This is a genomic window from Mycobacterium sp. (genome assembly GCF_032159565.1).
Classification (GTDB): Bacteria; Actinomycetota; Actinomycetes; order Mycobacteriales; family Mycobacteriaceae; genus Mycobacterium.
The window spans coordinates 1-22,036 of record NZ_JAVHWR010000028.1 but is presented as its reverse complement, the minus strand read 5'-3'; the positions used below and the strand labels follow the sequence as shown (position 1 = coordinate 22,036).

General features: G+C 65.6%; 23 protein-coding genes. 12 read left to right on the top strand and 11 right to left on the bottom strand.

Translation table 11 applies throughout. The annotated features are described in order from the left end of the window. Nucleotides 1-14: 14 nt before the first annotated feature. Nucleotides 15-389 carry a glutamyl-tRNA amidotransferase gene (locus QOC76_RS03540; RefSeq protein WP_526354233.1) on the bottom strand — a complete coding sequence of 125 codons (375 nt, stop codon included), beginning with the start codon at nt 387-389 and terminating at the stop codon, nt 15-17. A 111-nt stretch (nt 390-500) separates the two neighbouring features. After that, nucleotides 501-2,033 carry a molybdopterin-dependent oxidoreductase gene (locus QOC76_RS03535; RefSeq protein WP_526354231.1) on the bottom strand — a complete coding sequence of 511 codons (1,533 nt, stop codon included), beginning with the start codon at nt 2,031-2,033 and terminating at the stop codon, nt 501-503. Between the two features lie 99 nt (nt 2,034-2,132). Between QOC76_RS03535 and QOC76_RS03530 the strand changes: the two genes are divergently transcribed. Together QOC76_RS03530 and poxB are read left to right on the top strand one after the other, a co-directional pair. Further along, entirely contained in the window at nt 2,133-2,900 is a 768-nt protein-coding gene (locus QOC76_RS03530; protein ID WP_526354229.1) for an SDR family NAD(P)-dependent oxidoreductase, read from the top strand. A gap of 25 nt (nt 2,901-2,925) precedes the next feature. Further along, entirely contained in the window at nt 2,926-4,659 is a 1,734-nt protein-coding gene (poxB, locus tag QOC76_RS03525; protein WP_526354227.1) for a ubiquinone-dependent pyruvate dehydrogenase, read from the top strand. 30 nt (nt 4,660-4,689) lie between these two features. Here the strand turns inward: poxB and QOC76_RS03520 are convergent, their stop codons facing one another. Beyond that, complete coding sequence (locus tag QOC76_RS03520) at nt 4,690-5,364, bottom strand: winged helix-turn-helix transcriptional regulator (protein ID WP_526354225.1); 675 nt, start codon at nt 5,362-5,364, stop codon at nt 4,690-4,692. Nucleotides 5,365-5,577: 213 nt separating this feature from the next. Between QOC76_RS03520 and QOC76_RS03515 the strand changes: the two genes are divergently transcribed. After that, nucleotides 5,578-6,402, top strand: coding sequence for a methyltransferase domain-containing protein (locus QOC76_RS03515; protein ID WP_526354223.1), 825 nt, complete (start codon nt 5,578-5,580; stop codon nt 6,400-6,402). 12 nt (nt 6,403-6,414) lie between these two features. After that, on the top strand, nt 6,415-7,482 hold the full coding sequence (locus tag QOC76_RS03510) for a phosphotransferase family protein (RefSeq protein ID WP_526354221.1): 1,068 nt from the start codon (nt 6,415-6,417) through the stop codon (nt 7,480-7,482). On the opposite strand, the gene QOC76_RS03505 is transcribed toward QOC76_RS03510, so the two are convergent. After that, on the bottom strand, nt 7,479-8,243 hold the full coding sequence (locus QOC76_RS03505; protein WP_526354219.1) for a sulfite exporter TauE/SafE family protein: 765 nt from the start codon (nt 8,241-8,243) through the stop codon (nt 7,479-7,481). The genes QOC76_RS03510 and QOC76_RS03505 overlap by 4 nt on opposite strands. A 35-nt stretch (nt 8,244-8,278) precedes the next feature. On the opposite strand from QOC76_RS03505, the gene QOC76_RS03500 reads away from it, so the two are divergent. Next, the gene (locus tag QOC76_RS03500) at nt 8,279-9,091 is read left to right on the top strand and encodes a Fic/DOC family protein (protein ID WP_526354217.1); all 813 of its coding nucleotides are present in this window, start codon (nt 8,279-8,281) and stop codon (nt 9,089-9,091) included. On the opposite strand, the gene QOC76_RS03495 is transcribed toward QOC76_RS03500, so the two are convergent. After that, nucleotides 9,088-9,717: an ANTAR domain-containing protein gene (locus QOC76_RS03495; protein ID WP_526354215.1), complete on the bottom strand. Its 630-nt coding sequence runs from the start codon at nt 9,715-9,717 to the stop codon at nt 9,088-9,090. The two genes, QOC76_RS03500 and QOC76_RS03495, sit on opposite strands and share 4 nt — an antisense overlap. A gap of 292 nt (nt 9,718-10,009) precedes the next feature. On the opposite strand from QOC76_RS03495, the gene QOC76_RS03490 reads away from it, so the two are divergent. After that, the gene (locus tag QOC76_RS03490) at nt 10,010-10,486 is read left to right on the top strand and encodes a homocitrate synthase (protein ID WP_526354213.1); all 477 of its coding nucleotides are present in this window, start codon (nt 10,010-10,012) and stop codon (nt 10,484-10,486) included. A 13-nt stretch (nt 10,487-10,499) separates the two neighbouring features. Here the strand turns inward: QOC76_RS03490 and QOC76_RS03485 are convergent, their stop codons facing one another. After that, nucleotides 10,500-11,984 carry a cytochrome P450 gene (locus QOC76_RS03485; protein ID WP_526354211.1) on the bottom strand — a complete coding sequence of 495 codons (1,485 nt, stop codon included), beginning with the start codon at nt 11,982-11,984 and terminating at the stop codon, nt 10,500-10,502. Nucleotides 11,985-12,103: 119 nt separating this feature from the next. Between QOC76_RS03485 and QOC76_RS03480 the strand changes: the two genes are divergently transcribed. After that, entirely contained in the window at nt 12,104-12,739 is a 636-nt protein-coding gene (locus QOC76_RS03480; RefSeq protein WP_526354209.1) for a TetR/AcrR family transcriptional regulator, read from the top strand. 18 nt (nt 12,740-12,757) lie between these two features. Then, nucleotides 12,758-13,612 carry an SDR family oxidoreductase gene (locus tag QOC76_RS03475; protein ID WP_526354207.1) on the top strand — a complete coding sequence of 285 codons (855 nt, stop codon included), beginning with the start codon at nt 12,758-12,760 and terminating at the stop codon, nt 13,610-13,612. Between the two features lie 12 nt (nt 13,613-13,624). Here QOC76_RS03475 and phoA read toward each other — a convergent pair whose 3' ends face one another. The 4 genes from phoA to QOC76_RS03455 all read right to left on the bottom strand — a co-directional run bounded on the left by phoA (nt 13,625) and on the right by QOC76_RS03455 (nt 18,046). Further along, nucleotides 13,625-15,142 (bottom strand): alkaline phosphatase, encoded by a 1,518-nt coding sequence (gene phoA / locus QOC76_RS03470; protein ID WP_526354205.1) that lies wholly within the window; start codon nt 15,140-15,142, stop codon nt 13,625-13,627. Between the two features lie 94 nt (nt 15,143-15,236). Further along, nucleotides 15,237-16,391 carry an AAA family ATPase gene (locus QOC76_RS03465; protein WP_526354203.1) on the bottom strand — a complete coding sequence of 385 codons (1,155 nt, stop codon included), beginning with the start codon at nt 16,389-16,391 and terminating at the stop codon, nt 15,237-15,239. Nucleotides 16,392-16,418: 27 nt separating this feature from the next. Continuing rightward, nucleotides 16,419-17,459 (bottom strand): DNA polymerase IV, encoded by a 1,041-nt coding sequence (locus QOC76_RS03460; RefSeq protein ID WP_526354201.1) that lies wholly within the window; start codon nt 17,457-17,459, stop codon nt 16,419-16,421. Further along, on the bottom strand, nt 17,456-18,046 hold the full coding sequence (locus QOC76_RS03455; protein ID WP_526354199.1) for a TetR/AcrR family transcriptional regulator: 591 nt from the start codon (nt 18,044-18,046) through the stop codon (nt 17,456-17,458). Before QOC76_RS03455 ends, QOC76_RS03460 begins: the two co-directional genes overlap by 4 nt. Before the next feature lie 90 nt (nt 18,047-18,136). Between QOC76_RS03455 and QOC76_RS03450 the strand changes: the two genes are divergently transcribed. Then, nucleotides 18,137-18,679, top strand: a complete 543-nt coding sequence (locus tag QOC76_RS03450; protein WP_526354197.1) for an NADPH-dependent FMN reductase — start codon at nt 18,137-18,139, stop codon at nt 18,677-18,679. Here the strand turns inward: QOC76_RS03450 and QOC76_RS03445 are convergent. Beyond that, the gene (locus QOC76_RS03445) at nt 18,638-19,846 is read right to left on the bottom strand and encodes an alkane 1-monooxygenase (RefSeq protein ID WP_526354195.1); all 1,209 of its coding nucleotides are present in this window, start codon (nt 19,844-19,846) and stop codon (nt 18,638-18,640) included. The two genes, QOC76_RS03450 and QOC76_RS03445, sit on opposite strands and share 42 nt — an antisense overlap. A 583-nt stretch (nt 19,847-20,429) precedes the next feature. Between QOC76_RS03445 and QOC76_RS03440 the strand changes: the two genes are divergently transcribed. From QOC76_RS03440 to QOC76_RS03430, 3 genes are all read left to right on the top strand, one after another. After that, nucleotides 20,430-20,672 carry a redoxin NrdH gene (locus QOC76_RS03440; RefSeq protein ID WP_526354193.1) on the top strand — a complete coding sequence of 81 codons (243 nt, stop codon included), beginning with the start codon at nt 20,430-20,432 and terminating at the stop codon, nt 20,670-20,672. Nucleotides 20,673-20,704: 32 nt separating this feature from the next. Further along, complete coding sequence (nrdI, locus tag QOC76_RS03435) at nt 20,705-21,148, top strand: class Ib ribonucleoside-diphosphate reductase assembly flavoprotein NrdI (protein WP_526354191.1); 444 nt, start codon at nt 20,705-20,707, stop codon at nt 21,146-21,148. Next, nucleotides 21,115-22,036: ribonucleotide reductase barrel domain-containing protein (locus QOC76_RS03430; RefSeq protein ID WP_526354189.1), on the top strand; the 922-nt coding region annotated here is incomplete at its 3' end. The genes nrdI and QOC76_RS03430, both read left to right, overlap by 34 nt.

Genomic DNA, 22,036 nt, shown 5'->3' with positions numbered 1-22,036 from the left:
CCCTGGCACGAAGGTCAGACATCTCCCAGCAGGCCGGCGAGGACGGTCGCCTCCGCGCGCAGCGTGGCGGCCCGCTCGGTGTGGCCGCCTGAGGTGAAGGCTTCCGACGCGCTCAGCCGCTCGTCGATTTCGGATCGCACGAGGTTTCGGATCTGCAAGTCCGACAGTTCGCGACGCGCGACTTCGGTCGCGCCCACACCAGCGACGGCGCCCGCGATTGCACCGGCCGGTCGTCCCACGACCTCGACGGCGCCGGGTGTCTCGGCGTTGTCGATCGCGGCCAACGCCGAGCGCAACGCCGACACGCGCACGGCGTCACGCTTCTTTCGTGCGGTCAGCAGCGATCGACGGAGAAGGGCGCGCCAAATGTCGGCCGGTTGACTGATCACGGGGCGCCAAAGTACGCGCGAGCGTGCGCAATTGCACGCCATTTTCCGGCGTGGCGCCGTACAGACACGCACGGTCGCGGGGCGAAGTGGCGGAGGGGAGGAGGGGAAGAGCTAGCTGACGGCGAAGTCGACCGAGTGCCAGCCGGTGGCGCCGTCGGGCACCGGGTCGGCCCACTGTTCGGTCTGCACCGCTCCGGTGTAGTCGGTGGCTCGCACCGTAATCGTGTGCGAGCCGGACGCATCGGCCTGCCACGGCAAGCTCCACAACCGCCAGGTGTCGTTGGAATAACGGGCGCCCAGCTGTGCCTGTTGCCACGGCCCGTCATCGATGCGCACCTCGACGGCCTTCACGCCGCGGTTCTGCGCCCACGCCACTCCGCCGAAGGTCACCGGTCCGCGGGCGACAACCTCGCCGTTGCGCGGCACGTCGACGCGGGACTCGGTTTTGATGGGCCCGCGCGGCGACCAGCCCAGCCGCGTCCAGTACGCCTCCGCCTTGTCGAAACGGGTCACTTCGAGGTCGACGACCCACTTGGTCGCCGACACATACCCGTACAGGCCCGGCACGACGAGCCGCGCGGGATAGCCGTGGTCGGTGGGCAGCGGCTGGCCATTCATCCCGACCGCCAGCAAGGCGTCCCTGCCGTCGGTGAGCGCCTCGACCGGCGTGCCCGCGGTGAACCCGTCGCTCGACGTCGACAAGACCATGTCGGCGTCCTGGTGCACACCCGCGTCGGCCAACAGGTCACGCACCCGGTAGCCGATCCAGCTGGCATTCGAGATCAGGTTGCCGCCAACGGTATTGGACACACACGTCAGCGTCACGAGCTTCTCGATTGCCTGGAACCGCTCGAGCTCCTCGAAGCGGTAGGTGATCTCGCGGTCGACCATGCCGTGGATCTTGAGCCGCCATTCGGCCCGGCTCAGCTGGGGGACGCTCAGCGCGGTGTCGATCCGGTAGAAGTCGTCGTTGCCGGTGACGAACGAGGGCAACGAAACGCCTTTGGGCTGCACGCTCGGCGGAACCGGCCGTGCGCCGACGTCGACGGGGGGCAACGCGAACGCGTCACGGTCACCGGCCACCGACGTCCGTGCCCGCGACAGCACGACGCCGACGACACCTGTCAGTGCGCCCGCCGTCAGCAACCCCAGCGTCAACAACGACAGCCGCCGGCCGTGATCGGGTTCGTGGGATTGGTCGGATTCGGCAGGCTCGTCGGTGAACCGCCCGGAGGTCAGCAGGCGCAGCACCACGACCCCACACACCGTGCCGACGACGGTGGGGACGATGTCGACGATCGACGCACCCGGTCGAGACAGCACCGCCGCACAACCGGCCGCCCCGGCGAGCACGATCGCCGCGCTACCGATCGGGAAGCGGCCCCGTTCCATCGAGCCGGTGACCGCGGCGACGACAGCGATCACCGCAAGCACAAGCACCGACAGCACGAGTTTGTCGGCGGTGGCGAACGTGGTTATCGCCCATTCCTTGACCGGGCCGGGAGTGAGGTCGATGACCGTCGAGCCGATCGCGGTGCGGGAATCGGCCTTCGGGCCGACGAACGCGGCCAGCAACTGGGTGACGCCGAGGGCGACCGCGGCCGCCGCGACGCCTGCCGTCGCTCGTATGCCGCTGGACGCCATGGTCGCCAAGCTACCGATCCGCCCACCCGAAAGCCTTACCGAAAAGTGACGTCCGCTAGGTTGCTTTACGAATCGAGCACTTTTTGGAAAGGGAGCCAGATGGAGATCGCGGGTAAGAAGGCCATCATCGTCGGCGGGGCGTCCGGGTTCGGCAAGGCGACCGCCGAGGCGTTGGCCAAGCGTGGCGCCGCGGTGGCGATCCTCGACCAGCCGCAGTCGAAGGGCAAGGAAGTCGCCGAGGCCGTCGGCGGAACCTTCCACGAAGTGGACGTCACGGACTTCGAGGGCACCGAGAAGACCCTGCAGGAGGCCATCCACGCCCTCGGCGGCCTGCACATCGCGGTGACCACCGCGGGCGGCGGCAAAGGGGAGCGCACCATCAGCAAGGAAGGTCCGCACAGCCTGGAGTCCTTCCGCAAGGGTATCGACCTCAACCTCATCGGCACGTTCAACATCAGCCGGCTGGCCGCGTGGCAGATGAGCAAGAACGATCCGGTGGACGACGAGGCCGAGGAGCGCGGCGTCATCATCAACACCGCGTCGATCGCGGCGTTCGAAGGCCAGATCGGTCAGGTCGCCTACACGGCGTCGAAGGCCGCGATCGCAGGCATGTGCCTGACGATGGCGCGCGACCTGGGCAGCCTCGGCATCCGGGTCCTGGCGATCGCGCCGAGCCTGTTCGCCACCGGTCTGACCGAAGGCATCCCCGACGAGTTCGCCAAGGTGCTGACCAAGGACGCCGCATTCCCCAAGCGACTGGGCCGACCCGACGAGTACGCCAAGCTGGCGGTCGCCATCGTGGAGAACGCGATGCTCAACGGGCAGTGCCTGCGACTGGACGGCGGCCAGCGCTTCGCGCCCAAGTAACAGCGATTTCGCATAGGGTCACCGGGTGGCAACCATCGCCGATCATGTCATCTCCGCGCTCGCGCTCAGCGGTGTCCATCGTGTCTACGGGCTGCCCGGTGACAGCCTCAACGGCTTCACCGACGCGATCCGTCGGGCTCCTGAAATGTCGTGGGAGCACGTGCGTCACGAGGAGACCGCTGCCTTCGCCGCGGCCGCCGACGCTGCGTTGACCGGAGCGCTCGCGGTCTGTGCGGGCAGCTGTGGGCCCGGCAACCTGCATCTGATCAACGGCTTGTTCGACGCACAGCGCAGCCGCGTACCGGTGCTGGCGATCGCCGCGCACATCCCGCGCTCGGAGATCGGCTCCCAGTATTTCCAGGAGACCCATCCCCAAGAGCTGTTCCGGGAATGCAGCGTCTACTGCGAACTCGTCAGCACCGCCGAGATGACACCGCGGATCCTCGAGATGGCGATGCGTGCGGCCGTCGAAGAGCGCGGCGTCGCCGTTGTGGTGATTCCCGGCGAGGTGTTCCTGCAGCGCGCTGAGTATGCGTGGAGGGCCAGGCCGGTCGTCGTGGCCCGATCGGTGGTGCGACCCGACGACGAGTCGGTGCAGCGGGCGGCGACGATCCTCAACGACGCCGGCGCCGTCACCATCCTCGCCGGTGCCGGCGTCGAAGGAAGCCACGACGCGGTGATCGCCGCGGCGGCGACTTTGAACGCACCCATCGTGCATGCGCTGCGCGGCAAGGAGTTCATCGAGCACGACAACCCGTTCGATGTCGGAATGACGGGCCTGCTCGGCTTCGCCTCCGGCTATAAGGCCATCAAGGAGGCCGATGCCCTGCTGATGCTCGGCACCGACTTCCCTTATCAGCAGTTCTATCCCGACAATGCGAAGGTCGTGCAGGTCGACATCCGCGGCCGGAACCTCGGTAGGCGCACGCCGATCGAACTCGGTCTGGTCGGCAGCGTGCGCGACACACTGGCCGCCGTGCAGCCGTCGCTTCGGCAGAAGCAGAACCGCGACCATCTCGACCGGTCTCTCAACCACTACCGCAAGACCCGCAAGCGGCTCGACGAGTTGGCGGTCAACGACCGTGACCGCACGCCGATCCGTCCCGAATACGTTGCGGGGCTTGTGAACCGGCTGGGCGCCGACGACGCGGTGTTCACCGTCGACGTCGGATCTCCTGTAGTGTGGGCGGCCCGCTATGTGGCCATGAACGGCATGCGTCGGCTGATCGGCTCCTTCAATCACGGCACCATGGCCTGCGCGGTGCCGCTCGCGATCGGCGCCCAGACCGCCCACCGCGACCGGCAGGTGGTCGCGCTGGCCGGTGACGGGGGCCTGACCATGCTTTTCGGCGAGCTGATCACGCTGACCCAGAATCGGTTGCCCGTCAAGGTGATTGTGTTCAACAACTCGTCGCTCAACTTCGTCGAGCTGGAGATGAAGGCGGCAGGGATCGTCAACTTCGGCACCGACCTGCTCAATCCGAACTTCGCCGACGTCGCAACGGCGATGGGCATCTTCGGCCGTCGGGTCGAGCATCCCTCCGAGCTGGAGCGGGCCATCACCGACGCGTTCGCCTACGACGGGCCCGCCGTCGTCGACGTGGTGACCGCCCGCCAGGAGCTCTCGATCCCGCCCGCGATCACCGTGGAACAGGCGAAAGGCTTTTCGCTGTACGCGATCCGGACGATCCTGGCCGGACGCGGCGAGGAGTTGCTCGACCTCGTCACCACCAACGTCGCGCGCCGGATCCTGGACTGAGAAGCTTGTCGCGGCTACCAGGGGTAGGACTCATGCGGGGCGCGGTACCGCCGCCAGTGAACTCTGGCCAACCCAGGACGGGACAGCGCGACGGACATCGGCCTCACCTGAAATGGTGACGCTGCCGTCGAGCAGTGCGTGGCGCCAGCTCACGTCGCCGCGCCAGATGCGCGTCAGCATGCGCAGGCTTGTCTGGATCGTTGCCGCCACGTCGTAGCCGGGGTCGAAATCGCAGACGTCAGCCTGTCCCTCGGCCACCACCAGCCACCACCGTGAGGAGTTGGGCGCCACATCATCAAGGTGGAACGCCAGCATGGTGGGCGACCGCGGCCACGCCTCGATTGGAACGGTTCGGCGGATGTCCCACATCAGCAAGTGGGGATCAAGATCTTCGTCTCCGAGTTCGCCGATCCATCGGACGCTCCACGCGCCGAGCGCTTCGACGACGTCAACGAGTTCCTTTCCACTCGACGTAAGCGTGTATGTCGTGCGGCCGTCGACCTCGGTGCGTTCTACCACCCCGGCGCGGATCAGCGTTTGTAGCCGCTTGGATAGCAACGCCGGCGACATCTTCGGCACGCCACGGCGAAGGTCATTGAAGTGGGTGCTGCCTGCCAGCAATTCGCGCACCACAAGGACCGTCCAGCGTTCGTCCAGCAGTTCCATGGCCTTGGCCACGGGACAAAACTGACCGTAACCCGACATGTCACAACCTTCCCAGTCGCGTATAGCAAACCCAGATTCAAGTACATCGCAGGATCGCTGAATTGACCAGTACAGATCTTGAACCATCGTCAGTACAGATCTAGCTCAGATCCGGCCGCCGGGCAGGTACAGATTCGGAACTAGCCATTGCGCGGCGGAAGGCGCACGATCCTCACAGCAACATCACAGCTGGCATCGAACGGAGGAACGCAAATGACTTCACCAACCCCGACCGTCGATCAGGCGGTGATCGCGAAGCATCGCGCAATGTGGGCCACGGGCGATTACCCCAAACTCGCCCTCGAGTTGGTGGCCCCGCTGGGTCCCGTGCTTGTCGAAGCCACCGGATGCCGCCCTGGCGACCGGGTGCTGGACGTGGCGGCCGGAACCGGAAACGCGGCCATTCCCGCCGCCAAGACCGGCGCCACCGTCATCGCCAGCGACCTGTGCCCCGAGCTGCTGCAGGCCGGCGCCGCCGTTGCCCCGGACCAGGGCGTCGACCTGGAGTGGCGGGAAGCCGACGCCCACGCACTTCCTTTCGGCGACAACGAGTTCGACGTCGTCATGTCGTGTATCGGTGTGATGTTCGCGCCGTTCCACGAGCAGTCCGCCGGCGAGCTGATCCGGGTGTGCAAACCAGGCGGCAGGCTTGGACTGCTCAGCTGGACGCCGGAGGGCCACATCGGCCAGCTCTTCGCCACCATGAAGCCGTATATGCCGCCACCTCCGCCGGGTGCGCAGCCGCCGCCGTTGTGGGGCCGCGAGGACCACGTCCGTGAGCTACTCGGCGACCGAGTCACCGATGTTGTCACCGAGCGTCGCACCCTGACCGTCGACCAGTTCGCCACCGGCGCTGAATTCAGGGACTACTTCAAGAACGTCTACGGGCCGACGATCGCGGCGTACCGCAACATCGAGGGCGACGCCGATCGGACCGCGGCGCTGGACGCCGACATCGCCCGGGTCGGCGACGGCTTCCTCGAGAACTCGGACACCATGGAGTGGGAGTACCTGCTGTTGACCGCGAGCAAGGCCTGACACGATGTCGTCATGCCCGATGACGCGCAGCCACTGCCGACACTGAGCGAGGCGGACCAGGGCGCCCTGCAGCGCTGGGTAAGACAACATGGCCTTGGCTCGACCGTCACCGATGTCGAGCCGCTGACCGGCGGCACCCAGAACATCGTCGTGCGGGTCCACGTCGACGGTCGCCCGATGGTGCTGCGGCGACCGCCTCTTCACCCACGGCCGACCAGCGACAAGACGATGCTGCGCGAAATCGCTGCGCTGCGGACACTTGCCGGCACCGATGTTCCGCATCCCGGCTTCATCGCAGGCTGCGACGACCTCGGCGTGCTCGGGGTGGTCTTCTACCTGATGGAGGAGATCGACGGCTTCAACCCGGGCAGCGACATGTCGGAGGCGTACGTCCGCGATGAGGGGATGCGGCACGACGTGGGCCTGTCCTACGCCGCGGGCCTTGCGAAGCTCGGCAACGTGGCGTGGGAGGGAAAGCCGCTCGCGGAGCTGAAACGGCCGGGATCCTTTGTAGAGCGCCAGGTCCCGCAGTTTCTTCGTCTCCTCGAAAGCTATCGGCACGATCGGTACGACCCCGCGACGCTTGGCGTTGCCGACCTGGCGGAGTGGCTGCAATCCAACCTTCCGCCGGAAGGAGAACCGGGAATCATGCACGGCGATCCGCATCTGAGCAATGTGCTGCTCCGGCGGGACAAGCCGGAGTTGGCGGCATTCGTCGACTGGGAGATGTGCACCATCGGCGACCCGCTACTCGACCTCGGTTGGGTGCTGATCACGTGGCCACTGAACACCAATGCGATCACCGCGGGCGCTGCGCTGGCCGCACTCGGCGGGTTGGCAAGCCGGAAAGAACTGCTCGACGCGTACTGGGCCGCAGGCGGCCGGCAGACATCGCGGCTGGATTGGTACACGGCGATGGCGTGTTTCAAGCTCGGCATCGTCATCGAAGGCACCTGGTCGCGCTATCTGATAGGTAAGGCAAGCAGAGACGCGGGCGAGGCGCTCCATTTCAACGCCCAGAACCTGATCGAAATGGGAACCCGGGTCGCGAAGGGCGACAGTCCCTTTGACCTGGGCTAGCGGTACGCGTCGAAGCCCAGCTTGACAGCAAGCGCTACGCCCGCCGCGGCGATCAACGCCCGCAGCGGCCCGGCAGGAGCATGGCGCACCACGATGGGACCAAGCCTCGATCCGACCAGGCAACCGGCGCCCAGCGCGATGGCGGCGAGCCACTGCACCGGGGCGGTGAACGCGAAGACAAGCGCCGCAACGGTGTTGGAGACACCGGCGATGACGTTCTTGGAGGCGTTGGCGTGGGCGAGCGTCGCATGGCCGGCGCGCAACAGGAGAGCGAGCAAAACCACACCGCCCGCGGCTCCGAAATAGCCTGCGTAGATACAGATCATGAAGATCACGCCGGATTCAAACAGGACTGTAAGGGTCTGGCGCCGGCGACTGGTGATGCGTGACCGCCGATTGCCTCCTCGCGGAAGGAGGATCGTGAGCGACGCCGCCCCAAGCAAGATCGGCACGATCTTCTCGAAGCCTTCGGCGGGTGTCGACAGGAGCAGTAGGGCGCCGATGAGCCCGCCGATGGCCGCGACCGGGATGATCCGCTTCAGCCAGGGACCCTGACCCTGAAGTTCGGGCCGTGAACCCAGCACCGAGCCGATCCCGTTGAACACCAACGCCACGGTGTTGGTCACGTTCGCGGTGACCGGCGGCAGTCCGACCAGCAGCAGGGCCGGGTAGGTGGCGATCGACGCCAGTCCGGCAACGCTGCCGGTCAGCCCTCCCACGACACCGGCGGCGGCGAGGAAGGCGGCGTCCCACCAAGTCATTGACCGTTATCGTGCCTGCTCGCAGAATCAACGCCGTGACCGCCCCCGACCGGCTGCCTCATCGGCTGCGCGACTGCGTCGACCAGACGATCGCGGCCGAAGCGCTGGAGGGTTGGCTGCCGACCGCCGAGGAGGTCGACGCGTTGGTGGCGTTGGTCAACGGCGACGTGTCCTTCGACGACTACTTGGCCGCGAGTCGGTCCCGATACCAGTTTCAGCCCGCCCAGGAATCGGCCCGGCGAAGACTTCGTCGCGAGGCGCCCTATCTGATCCCGCGAACCTCAGTGCTGAACAACAACTTCGGGGCCGATAGCCATGAAACGCTGGCCGACCTGGAATTCGTCGCCACCGCGGGGCGGATCGCGGGCTGGCACCGCAGGCTTGCTGACGGCCAGGTCGGTGTCGACGATCTCGACATACCAGAGATCCACCGGCAGCTGTTCGCCGACGTCTACGCGTGGGCAGGCAGTTACCGCGTCACCGACCTGCGACTGGGCGACGACGTGTTCGCCAGCCGATCCTCGGTGCAGCGGTTGATGGCCCGCGTCGAGGCGGGCGCGCGGGCCCTGGTGGCAGACGATGCAGGGAACCGCGACGACGCGTTGGCCCGTCAACTCGCCCGGTTCTACGCCGAGTACAACTATGTGCATCCGTTCCGCGAAGGCAACGGGCGCACCGGGACATTGGTGTTGCACATCGTGTCGACGCTGCGCGGTCGCCGGCTCGATCTCGGCACGATCTCGCGCGACGAGTGGTATTCCGCATCGCGCGACAGCATGCCGCTTCGCCGCGACGGCAGGGCCGATCCCCGGTCGTTCGTGCCGTTACTCCTGCGGGCGCTCGGCTAGCGGCCGACCCGCGTGTGGGCGGTGAGCAGCAGGTGGTCGGCCCGCTCACGGACATTGACGGGCGCGTTCAGTTGGGTGGTGAAGTCCTCGATGATCTGCACGACCAGCGTGCGCAGCTTGGTGTTGGTCTCCTGCGAACGCCAGACAATGATGTCGAACGCATGCTCGGGGGAGATTCCGTAGATGGCCATCAAGACGCCCTTGGCCTGCTCGATCTGCGACCGGTGCGCCGTGAAATCCGCGATCGCGGCGTCGATGGTCTGATCGGGCCCGAGTTCGCTGAGGTCCACATAAAAGCCTTGGCTGCCGATTACCCTCTCGTCGCCGTCGAGCAGTTGTTCGCCCACTACGAGGACGCTGCGCGTGCGGCCCGAGGCGTCGATGATGCGATGCCTGCTGCTGAACGGTTGACCCTGGCCCGCCATCGCCTCGATCAGCAGCGTTACTTTCGCAGCATCGTCTGGATGCTTGTGCGACAGCACCAGCGCCGTCGTCGGCTCAACGGCCGCAGACTCATATCCGTGCATCTGAGCGACGGCGTCGGACCATTCCCACCGGTCCTCGGCACGGAAGTAGCGGAACGAGCCAACCGTGTTCCTCGGTCGAATCGCCGTATCCCCGTTCACGTCAGCGCTGCAATTTTTCAACGCACCCACCTCGCCCTGCCTACCTGCGGCCAAGTAGACGAAATATCCCACCTCCGCGATTCGCGATCAGCGCGCGCAGCGAACAGATTGCGCCACCACAGTCCGAAAAACGAAGTTGCGCCTGTTCGCGGGTCAGGTCTAGTCTTCGTGGCGTGCCGAGGCGACTCGTAGTAGCAATCCCCAGCGGGGTCTGATCCTGACCGACCCCTCGCTGTGGGTCGTTGCTACGTCGTCGGTCGCTTCACTCCCTCTCTCGAGAGAAGACCGGCATATGACATCCCCTTCGGCGACAACTGCATTCAAGCCGTTCGCCGCGCATTTCGACCATCCGTTGCCCCGTGGGCTGCGCAGCCACGGCGAAGCGATGACGTGGGAGTCGTTCTGCGCGGTGTACGGCTGCGCCTCGGGTCCACTGCGACTGGGTAACTGGGTGTGTGGCGACGCGGGCCGTCAGGGACCGCACGCGCGCACATATCAGGCGACGTTGGCGGTCGGCGATCGCGTCGGTACGTCGTCAGCCGCCGCTTGCGGTCCGGTCGCTGCATTGACGGCCATGCTGTACGAGCGAGGAATCGCCGTGGAGCTGCTGGGTTTTCACCAGATATCAACCGGCGAGCAGACCGCGACATTCATCAACGCGGGTGATGGTTACCACTCCGAGTGGGCGATGGGCTGGTCGCAGGACCCGACGCAATCGGCGTTGCGCGCCGTCATCGCCTGCGCCAACCGGTTGTTGAGTGCGCCCTAGCGGCCCGACGCCGTCACCGCAGGGGCCGCAACACGATCGGCATGCCGTCCATCGGCACCGGCATGCCGCCGTAGTCATAGCGCGGCACATATCCCGGTCGGGGCAGCTCGAGGCGGTACCGACGCAGCAGCCGGTGCATGATCGTCTTGATCTCGAGCTGGCCGAACACCATCCCGATGCACTTGTGCGCACCGCCACCGAACGGGGTGAACCCGTAGCGATGTTTCTTGTGCTCGTTGCGCGGCTCGGCGAAGCGGTCCGGGTCGAACGTGTATGGCTCGGGATAGATCTCCTCGAGCCGGTGGTTCATTCCCGGATACGCGATCACGTTGGTGCCCTTGGGCAGGTAGTGGCCGAGCAGTTCGGTGTCGCGCACGGTTTGGCGCATCGCCCACTGCACGGGTGAGACCAGCCGGATCGACTCGTTCATCACCAGGTCGAGCGACTCGAGCTTCTCCAGCGCCTCGATGTCGAGCGGCCCGTCACCGAGCCGGTCGGACTCGTCGCGGCAGCGTTCCTGCCACTGCGGGTTGGCTGCCAGGTAGTACGACATCGTCGTCGCGGTGGACGTCGACGTGTCGTGGGCGGCCATCATCAGGAAGATCATGTGGCTGACGATGTCCTCGTCGGAGAACTTGTTGCCCTCCTCGTCCTCCGACTGGCACAGCACGGTCAGCAAATCATTGCCGTCCCTGCCGCGGCGCTCCCTCACCCGCTGCTCGAAGTAGTTCTCCAGGTACTCACGGGCCTTCAGTCCGCGCCACCACGTGAACGGCGGCACGCCTTTGCGGATGATGGCGTTGCCCGCGCGCGTCGTGACGGTGAAGGCGCGGTTCACCTTGGTGACCAGCTCCTTGTCGGTGCCCGGCTCGTGACCCATGAACACCATCGAGGCGATGTCGAGGGTCAGCTCCTTCATCGCCGGATACAGCAGGAAGCGCGCATCATTGGCGGCCCAATCGTTCGCGATGACCTGCGAGACCACCTGGTCGACCTGCTCGGTGTAGCCGGTCAGCCGGGTGCGGACGAACGCCTCCTGCATGATCCGCCGGTGGAACATGTGTTCCTCGAAGTCGAGGAGCATCAGCCCGCGGTTGAAGAAGGCGCCGATCATCGGGGTCCAGCCCTGCTGCGAGTAGTCCTTGTTGCGGTTGGAGTAAATGACCTGTGCCGCATCGGGACCCAGCGCCGTCACATAGGGGATGAACGGGGAATCCATCAGGAATACCGGGCCGTGCTTGCGGTACAGATGGAGAAAGAAATCGGGACCGCCGCGAAACATCTCGACCATGTGGCCGATGATCGGCAGTCCGGCATCGCCCATTACCGGCTTGAGATCGCTGTCCACGGGGGGCTCGGCCATCTCGTTCTGAGGCCACTCGCGGGCCAGTAGCCGCTTCTCGAGCACCCCCATACCGGGGACCGTGAGGATCGGCGACGTTGCGATGCGCCGCCTGGCCTGGTCGAGGACGTATTCCTTGGTACTGATCGTCGGCATTCAAATGCTCCTGAAGCAGAAAGACTGTGGCCGTTGTCACTCCTATCCCCATACTGAATGGCAGACTTGACGCATGTCAAGTTTTGCCGCTGTGGGTCGTGATGCGAAAATCGATGGACATGACCGCTGAATCCGCCCCGCAGGAGATCCGTCGCAGCCGCGGGGATCGGCAACGCGACGCGATCGTCGCCGCGGTTCGCGAACTGCTTCACGAGCGGTCCTTCGCGGACCTGTCGGTCAGCACCATCAGCGAGCGGGCGGGTGTCGCACGATCCGGCTTCTATTTCTACTTCGACTCGAAATACGCGGTGCTCGCGGTGATCCTGGCGGACGCCAGTGAGCTGCTCGACAGCTTGACCCACCACTTCGCCTCTCGTGAGCCGGGGGAGACGCCCGCGGCGTTCGCGAAGCGGATGGTCGGCAGCGCAGCGGCCGTCTATGCCAACGACGATCCCGTGTTGAAGGCCTGCGCGGTGGCCCGCAATACCGACGCGCAGATCCGCGAGATGATGGACGACTTCTACGACGGCATCATCGACAAGCTCATCACCTTGCTGGAGCAGGACTCCGAGGCGCGACCGATCTCCGATGACCTGGCCGCCCTTGTGCGTACGCTGGCGGCGACCACGACGATGACGTTGACGCAGGACAGCGCGTTCGTCGGCCGCGGCACCGACCCCAACCGCGCCATCGACGCGCTGGAACGGCTGTGGGTGTCGTCGATCTGGGGTGGCGCCGGGCTCCGCAACAACTAGGTCAGTAAGGTCACCGCCATGGCGCAGAGCGGCTTTGAGGGCAAGCGTTGCTTTCTGACGGGGGCCGCAAGCGGTATCGGTCGCGCGACCGCATTGAAGCTGGCCGCCCAGGGGGCCGAGCTGTACCTGACCGACCGCGACGCAGAGGGTTTGACGACGACGGTCGCCGACGCCCTCGCGCTTGGCGCGAAAGTGCCCGAGCACCGCGCGCTCGACATCTCCGACTACGACGCCGTCACTGGGTTCGCCGCCGACATCCACGCGAACCATCCCGCCATGGATGTGGTGATGAACATCGCGGGCGTCTCGGCGTGGGGGACGGTCGACCGGCTCACCCATGACCACTGGAAGTCGATGATCGACATCAACCTGATGGGGCCGATTCACGTCATCGAGGCGTTTGTCCCACCGATGGTCGAGGCGCGCCGCGGCGGTCATCTCGTCAACGTCTCCTCGGCGGCCGGGCTGGTCGCGCTGCCGTGGCACGCCGCATACAGCGCCAGCAAGTACGGTCTGCGGGGTCTTTCCGAGGTGCTGCGCTTCGACCTGGCGCGCCACCGCATCGGCGTGTCCGTCGTGGTGCCCGGAGCGGTGAAAACCCCTCTGGTGCAGACGGTTCAGATCGCGGGCGTGGACCGCGAGCATCCCGATGTGCAGAAGTGGACCGACCGTTTCGCCGGGCACGCGGTGTCACCCGAACACGTCGCCGACCGCATCCTGCGCGGCGTCACCAAGAACCGGTTCCTGGTCTACACCTCACCGGACATCCGCGCGCTCTACATGTTCAAGCGCATGGCGTGGTGGCCCTACAGCGTGGCGATGCGGCAGGCCAACGTGGTGTTCAGCCGCGCACTGCGGCCGGGCCTGAAATAGTTGCGACCGCCGTCAGCGCTTGATGCCCAGGGCGTCGATCATCGTGAAGAACAGGTCGGTCTGATCGGTCAGGCCGACGACATTGGCCCCACGCGGTCCGTACGCCGCGATGCGCACCTGCGTGCCGGTGTGCGTCTGGTCCTCGACGTTGACGTCCTCTGACGTGCCGTAGCTGACCGTCATGTCGGTGTTGTCCGCGGTGGTCAACGTCACCGTCAGCCCTGGGTAGATGATGTCGCGAACCCGCTCGATCGGCAGCTTCTTTTCCTCGGCGACACCGCGCAGATCGTCTTCGGACACCGGTTCGACGATCTGGCTGGTGTGGCCGTGGTCGCCGGTGACGATGACAAGTGTGTTGCCGTCCTGCTTGGCGAAGTCGATCGCCTTCTTGACCGCTTCGTCGAAGACGACTGTTTCACCGATCTGACCGCATACGTCGGCGGCGTGGTCGCGCTTGTCGATCGACGCGCTTTCCACCTGCAGGAAGAAGCCCTTGTCTTTCCCCTTCTGGCCGCCCGTGAGCAGATCGATGGCCTTCTGCGTCATGTCAGCCAATTTCGGTATAGCCGAACCGTGTTCGGGGTTGTCGGTGCACTTCGCCGCGGGCTTCAGGTAGCCCTGGCGGGTCGCGGGCGGCCCCGCCCAGCGCACCGGCATGTTGCCGTCGGCGAACAGCCCGAGCAGCGGAGCGTCCTGGTCGGCCTTTCTGACACCGCTCAATTCGTCTGCGGTGCGCACGATTTGGTAGCCACGTTCCTTGGCCTGCACCTCCAGCGTTTTACCCTTGTAGTCGCCACCGGTCGCGGTCTGAGCGAACGTCTCGGCGCCGCCACCCATCGTGAGGTCGGGCCGAACCGCCAGAAGCTGCTCGGTCACCGAGCCAAGACCGCCGTTTTCGATCGTTTCAGTCGGGCATTTCTTCGCCGTCTCTTCGGGGCCGTAGCACTTCCGCTCACTGATGTGAGAGAACAGTGCCGCGGGCGTGGCGTCCTGCACCTCTGACGTGGTTATGTCTCCGGTCGCGAAGCCGTGCTCCTTGGCGAGTTCCAGGATCGTCTTCTGCGGATCGCCTTTGATGTTGACTGCGAGCGCGCCGTCGTAAGTCTTGGTGCCGGTCGTCCAGCCGCTGGCGCTGGAGGCCGAGTCGGCGACGTAGTCAGGCTTGCCGTCCCTGGTGAGCGCATATGTGGTGTAGGAACCCGTCAGTGGGAGGGCGTCGATGCCGTCGAAGAAGCCGCCGGCGCCCTCGGCGTAGTCGCGGGCAAGGGTGATCTCGGAATCACCCATGCCGTCACCGATCAGCAGGATGACGTTGCGGGAGGCCGAGCCGCTGATGCTGTCGCGGATGGTGCCGGTCTGGTCTCCGCCGAGGCGGGCAGCGCCGCCGGTGGTCGATAAATCGCCCTTGGCGGCGCGGCTGAGCGGATCGCCGATCGACTCCTTCTTCTCGTCGCTGCCGCAACCCGCGAGAACGAGGGCGGCGACGGTGCCCAGCAGGCAGGCGGTTTTGGACATGTGGTTCACCGGCATGACGCTCCTACCTCGGGATTGGCCCAGCGAAGTGAACGGTATCGCGTGAAAGAAGATTGCCGGCGAGGCTAATGTCCAATTCGCTCAGCATTCTTCACCGCTTGCCCCATTCCCATGGCGGCGCACTGAGCATGGTCTGACCGACGATGCGCGTCTCGCCCCACTCCTTGCACAGTTCGAGTTCCGACGCTTCGGCGACGGCCAGATGCTCGCGCAGCGTCCGCGAATGGGTCACCACCAGCACCTGGGCGGTCCGCGCCGCCGCAGCGATCATGGCGGCCAACGGCGCTACCAGATCGGGATGCAATGACGTCTCTGGCTCGTTGAGCACCATCAGCGACGGCGGGCTCGGGCTCAGCAGCGCAGCACCCCACAGCAGGAATCGCAATGTCCCGTCGGATAATTCGGCTGCTCGCAAAGGCCGCAACATGCCCCGCTGCTGCAATTGCAGATCAAAGACGCCTTCGGTGACGGCGATCGACACCGTGGCGCCGTCGAAGGCGTCGGCAACGGCGCGTTCGAGATCTTCGAAGCCCGCCTCGACGATCGTCTGTATCGCCGCGGCCAGGTCGCCGCCGTCGTCCGACAGCACCTGTGTGCGCGTTCCGACCCGAGGTTGCCGGGCCGGGGCCTTGGCATCGACGCGGAAACCGTCGTAGAACCGCCAGCCGCGCAAGCGGTCCCGGACGGCGGCCAGCTCGGGCAGGCCGCCCGCGTACTCGGCGAGCACGCTGCGAAAGGCGGGCAACGCGCGGGTCAGTTCGGTGAACCCGCGGCCGGACTCCGACGCCACTTCGGCGTAGTCCCTGCCACGCTGGACGAGCGTCGCACTCGGCCGCATTCGCGGACCTGCGAACACGGCTTCCCGCTTGATCTCTGGATCGCGGGCGAACAGCGATCCCGGGCCTGCGAACTGCGGCAGGCCGAGATCGACGAGATAGCCAAAGTCGTCGGCGGCGAATCCCAGTTCGAGCGCTACCGGCCGGGTACGCGTGGTTCCCTCGGTCGCGCCCGTGCGGCGTGCGCCGCCGGTGGTTTCAGGGCCCGCCCACAGCACCGACTCGAGTCCGCCCTCGCGGGCCAGCGATCCGATCACCTCGCCGCGGCCGCAGTCGGCCAGCAGTCGCAGTGCGCGATACACCGACGACTTACCGGTGCCATTGGCTCCGGTGACCACCGTGAGGCCGGTCAGCGGCACGACGATGTCGCGCAGCGAGCGGTAGCCACGGATCGCGACGGTGTTGAGCATGTGCCGAGGGTATTGCCTCGGTATGACTCAGTAGCTGCCCGCCGGCGGAGCAAGCTCCAGCCGCACACCGAGCAGCCGAACCGGGCGGTCGAGCTCGAACTGGTCGAGCAGCTGCAGTGCCGTCATTGTGATGAGCTCCGCGTCCGTGCCGGCGGTGACCAGCTTGCGGATCTTGGTGCGGGTGAAGAACGTCTTGGTGCGTACCGTCACGGCCACCCGGGTGACGACGCGACCCTGGTCGCCGACCTCGGCAAGGGTCTGCCGGGCGAGATCCACCACGGCCGCATCGATTTCGGCGCGATCGGTCAGGTCTTCGGGGAAGGTGATCACGTGGCTGCGCGAGCGCGGCACCCACGGTTGCGCGCTGACAGCGGTGTCGCCACCACCCTTGGCGAGTAGCAGTATCCACAGCCCGGTGGTCGGCCCGAACGTCGACGTCAGCACCGTGGCGTCGGTGGCGGCGAGGTCAGCGACGGTGGTGATACCCAGCGCGGCAAGCTTTTTAGCGGTTTTGGGCCCGACGCCCCACAGGGCGTCCACCTCGCGGTCGCCCATGACCGTCATCCAGTTGGACTCGGTCAGCTGATACGTACCCGCGGGCTTGCCGAACCCGGTGGCAACCTTGGCGCGTTGCTTGTTATCGCTGATGCCGACCGAACACGACAGACCGGTGCCTGCCGCCACGACCTCGCGGATCTGCTCCGCCAGCTTGATCGGGTCGTCGACCTCTGCACCCAGGTAGGCCTCGTCCCAACCCCAGACCTCGACCGGGTGGCCGAGATCGCGCAGCAACCCCATCACCTCATCCGACGCTTCGTCATAGGCGTCGGTGTCCAACGGCAGAAATACTGCGTCGGGGCATTTGCGTGCCGCCGTGCGCAGCGGCATACCGGCGCGCACGCCGAACTCGCGTGCCGGATATGACGCGCACGTCACGACTTTTCGCGGTTCGCTGGGATCGCCGTTGCCGCCGACGACGATCGGCAAGCCCTGGAGGCGAGGGTTGCGACGTACTTCGACCGCAGCCTGAAACTGGTCGAGATCGACGTGCAGTATCCACTGGGTCATGTGCCGCAGAGCTTGCGCGCCAAGCTCTCCCACTTGTCGCCGAGCGATTCCAGCGTCTCGCCGCGTTCGGTGAGTTGGTGATGCACATAGTCGGCGTCCAGCAGTGCCAGCAGCGCGTCGGTCTGTGCGTCGAGGTCTCCAGTGCTGCGGGCGGTGGCGAGCAGCAGGCGCACGTGGGTGCGCAACACCATCGCCGGGGCGCCGTAGCGGCTCTGCGGATCCCGGTTGGCCGACGAGAGCAGCGAGTGATGGGTGTGGGCGAAACACAGCCGTTCGCGCCCGAAGGCCAGCAGCCGTTCCAGTGGCGGTGCGTCAGGCCCGAGGGGAGGGGGTCCGAAGAGGAACGCCTCCTGGCTGGCCCGCTCGTCCTCGTCGAGCAGCACCATCATCAGCCCGGCCCGGCTGCCGAACCGGCGGAACACCGTGCCCTTGCCGACTCCCGCGGCGGCGGCGATATCGTCCATCGACACCGCATCCGCACCACGTTCGGCGATGAGCCGGCGGGCGGCCTCGAGGAGCAACGTGCGGTTGCGCGCGGCATCGCCCCGCTCCTGCGGGACGGACACCGGCAGGCCGCCGAGACTCATTTCTGCACTTTAACGCAGCCGGAATAAAGCGGACCTCAGTCCGGTTGTGTCGTGCGAGTATGGACACCGACCCATCGAAGGGATTGAGAAATGGCTGACGTCAAGGTCTTGGCGCTTGTGGGTAGCCTGCGTGCCGCATCGATCAACCGTCAACTGGCGGAACTGGCCGCGGAGACCGCGCCGGACGGCGTCACAGTGTCATTGTTCGAGGGGCTCGGTGATCTGCCGTTCTACAACGAGGACATCGACAACGACGACGTGCCGAATTCCGTCGTCGCGTTGCGCGCTGCCGCCGCCGACGCCGACGCCGCCCTTGTCGTCACGCCTGAGTACAACGGCAGCATTCCCGGTGCACTGAAGAACGCCATCGACTGGCTGTCGCGACCGTTCGGCAACGGCGCTCTCAAGGGCAAGCCGGCCGCGGTTGTCGGCGGGTCATTCGGACAGTACGGCGGTGTGTGGGCGCACGACGAGACCCGCAAGACATTGGGACTCGCCGGCCCGCGCGTCGTGGAGGACCTCAAGCTGTCGGTGCCGTTCAAATCGCTCGACGGGAAGCACCCACGGGAGAATTACGAAGTCGCCGCGAACCTACGCGACATCGTCGGCAAGCTTGCCGCCGAAGTCGCCTGACCTCGCCGCCGTGGCGTAGCCCGGGCGCAGCGCGGCGCGGTGCAAATGGCCGCCGTAGTGGTCGATGACGCGGGGATCCATGATGCGCCGCCACAGGGGCGGGATCATGGCGATCAGCATCATGGTTGCGTAACCGGACGGCAGCTGCGGCGCCTCGTCGGCGTGCCGCAGCGTCTGGTAGCGGCGCAGCGGATGGGCGTGATGGTCGGAGTGGCGCTGGAGATGGAACAGGCACACGTTGGCAACGATCGTGTTGCTGTTCCAACTATGTGAAGGGCGGATCGGTTCGTAGCGGCCGTCGGCCAGCTTCTGCCGCCGCAGGCCGTAGTGCTCGAGATAGTTGACGGTTTCCAGCATGCAGAAGCCGATGACCGCCTGGCCGATGAGCCACGGCAGCACGACGAAGCCGAACCACGCGGCCAGCACCGTGAATAACGCCAGGCTCAACAGCCAGGCGTTGAGCACGTCGTTGCGCAGGCTCCAGTGCGATGAACCGATCCGGGAGAGCCGGGCGCGCTCGATTCGCCACGCAGATCGCACACCGCCGGTGACCGATCGCCGGATGAACGCGTAAAGGGATTCTCCGAGAAGGGAACTCGCGGGGTCCTCGGGTGTGGCGACCCTGACATGATGTCCGCGGTTGTGCTCGACGAAGAAATGCCCGTAGCCCGATTGCGCGAGTGCGAGCTTGCTCAGCCTGCGCTCCAGGAGGGCCCGCTGGTGTCCGAGTTCGTGCGCGCTACTGATCGCGATTCCGCAGATGATCCCGACGGTGACCATCAGCCCAAGCTTGTCGACCAGCGAGATGTCGGGCCAGTCGTTGGCCCAGATCCAGCAGGCGAAGACAAGGGAGAGGTATTGGCCGGGTAGGTAGAGAAAGTTGACCCACCGATAGAAGCGGTCGTTCTTCAGCTGCGCGAGTGCACCGTCGGGAGGGTTCTCGGCGTCGGCCCCGACCAGGTGATCGAGCACCGGAATGACGACGAAAGTGACAATGGGGCCCACCCACCAGAATATGGCCTGCCCGGTCAACAGGACCAGTAACCACGACCCGGCGGCGAGCGACGGCACGATCGGGGCCAGTAGCCAGAGGTACCGTTTTCTGTCGCGCCACCGGCATGGCGCCACAGGGTTGTGATCGTGCTTCCTGAACCTGGTCGGCGACATTCTCGGTACCGATTCCCCCCGATTACTGCTTCGACACCGCCTCTACTATCGCAAAACAACGGCTCCCACGCGGCGGTTTCTCGGTGGTTCGGGCGAATTGTTACGGGTGCGAACCGTCAGTGTTGGGGTCGTCGATGCCGGACGGTCTCGTGAGCCGACAGCGCCTTTGCTGTTGCGTCACCGTGACGATCCGTCCGCGGATCCCTGTCGGTGGTCGGTGGTACACCACTAGATGGCGGCCGCCACGCGTGGATTGTGACGTGCGACACGCCGAGAGATCCGCCACCGCTGGGCTTACGACCAGGGAATTTCATGAATGTTGTTCCGAAGATGTGGTATCCCTTCTGATTGTCGGACACCAGGTGTAGTGTTTGGCACACCGACAGACCCCCACGGTTCCCAAGCTTTCGAGGGTCGGCCGGAGCTCTGAATCCGGCAGAGTCGGTTCTTCCGACCCGTCAGCTCAGCAGCCCGGGCGGCCGGAATTTTGAGGGCAGGCGGATCGCTGAACCTAAGTGAAGAGCAGTACTTGACCAGTTGCCAGTCCGTGTTTAGTTCCGTCCGCAGAGGAGCCGTACCGCAGATGAACATCACCGTCTACACCAAGCCGGCATGTGTGCAGTGCAACGCCACCTATAAGGCGCTGGAGAAGCAGGGCATCGCCTACCAGAAGGTGGACATCACCCTCGACTCCGAGGCACGCGACTATGTCATGGCTCTGGGGTACCTGCAGGCGCCGGTCGTGGTGGCCGGCAATGAGCACTGGTCGGGCTTCCGTCCCGATCGCATCAAGAGCCTGCGCGGCGCCGGGGCACTCACCGCATAACCGGTATTCGGACAGTCGGGAAGGAGAATCAGGTGAGCAACCTCGTCTATTTCTCCAGCGTGTCGGAAAACACCCACCGATTCGTCCAGAAGCTCGGTCTGCCTGCCGCCCGGATTCCTCTGCACGGGCGTATCGAGGTCGACGAGCCCTACGTTCTGGTGCTGCCTACCTACGGCGGTGGGCGCGCCACACCGGACATCAACGACGGGGGCTATGTACCGAAGCAGGTCATCGCCTTCCTCAACAACGAGCACAACCGGTCGCTGATCCGCGGAGTCATCGCGGCAGGCAACAACAACTTCGGTACGGAATTCGCCTACGCGGGCAACGTCGTGTCCACCAAGTGTGGCGTTCCGTACCTGTACCGCTTCGAACTGATGGGAACCCCGGACGACGTGGAAGCCGTCCGTGCGGGTTTGGAAGAATTCTGGAAGGACCAGACGTGCCACCTACCGTCACAGCTGCAGAGCCTGTAGCCGCCGCCGCGCCCGGTACCCTCCCCGGCGAGACGGATTACCACGCGCTCAACGCGATGCTGAATCTGTACGACGCCGAAGGCAAGATTCAGTTCGACAAGGACCGCGAGGCGGCGCATCAGTACTTCCGCGAACACGTCAACCAGAACACGGTGTTCTTCCACGACGTCGATGAGAAGCTCGACTACCTCATCAAGGAGAACTACTACGAGCGCGAGGTTCTCGACGAGTACTCGCGCAACTTCGTCAAGACGCTGCTGGACCGCGCCTACGCCAAGAAGTTCCGGTTCCCGACGTTCCTCGGCGCGTTCAAGTACTACACCTCCTACACGCTGAAGACCTTCGACGGGAAGCGCTACCTGGAGCGGTTCGAGGACCGCGTCGTCATGGTGGCCCTGACGTTGGCGGCCGGCGACACGACGCTGGCCGAGAAGCTGGTCGACGAGATCATCGACGGCCGGTTCCAGCCGGCCACGCCGACGTTCCTGAACTCGGGCAAGAAGCAGCGCGGCGAGCCAGTTTCTTGTTTCCTGCTTCGCATCGAGGACAACATGGAGTCCATCGGGCGCTCCATCAACTCGGCGCTTCAGCTGTCCAAGCGCGGCGGCGGAGTTGCGTTGCTGCTGACCAACATTCGCGAGCACGGTGCTCCGATCAAGAACATCGAGAACCAGAGTTCGGGCGTCATCCCGATCATGAAGCTGCTGGAGGACTCGTTCTCCTACGCCAACCAACTGGGCGCCCGGCAGGGCGCAGGCGCGGTCTACCTGCAGGCTCACCACCCGGACATCTACCGGTTCCTGGACACCAAGCGGGAGAACGCCGACGAGAAAATCCGCATCAAGACGCTGAGCCTGGGCGTGGTGATCCCGGACATCACCTTCGAGC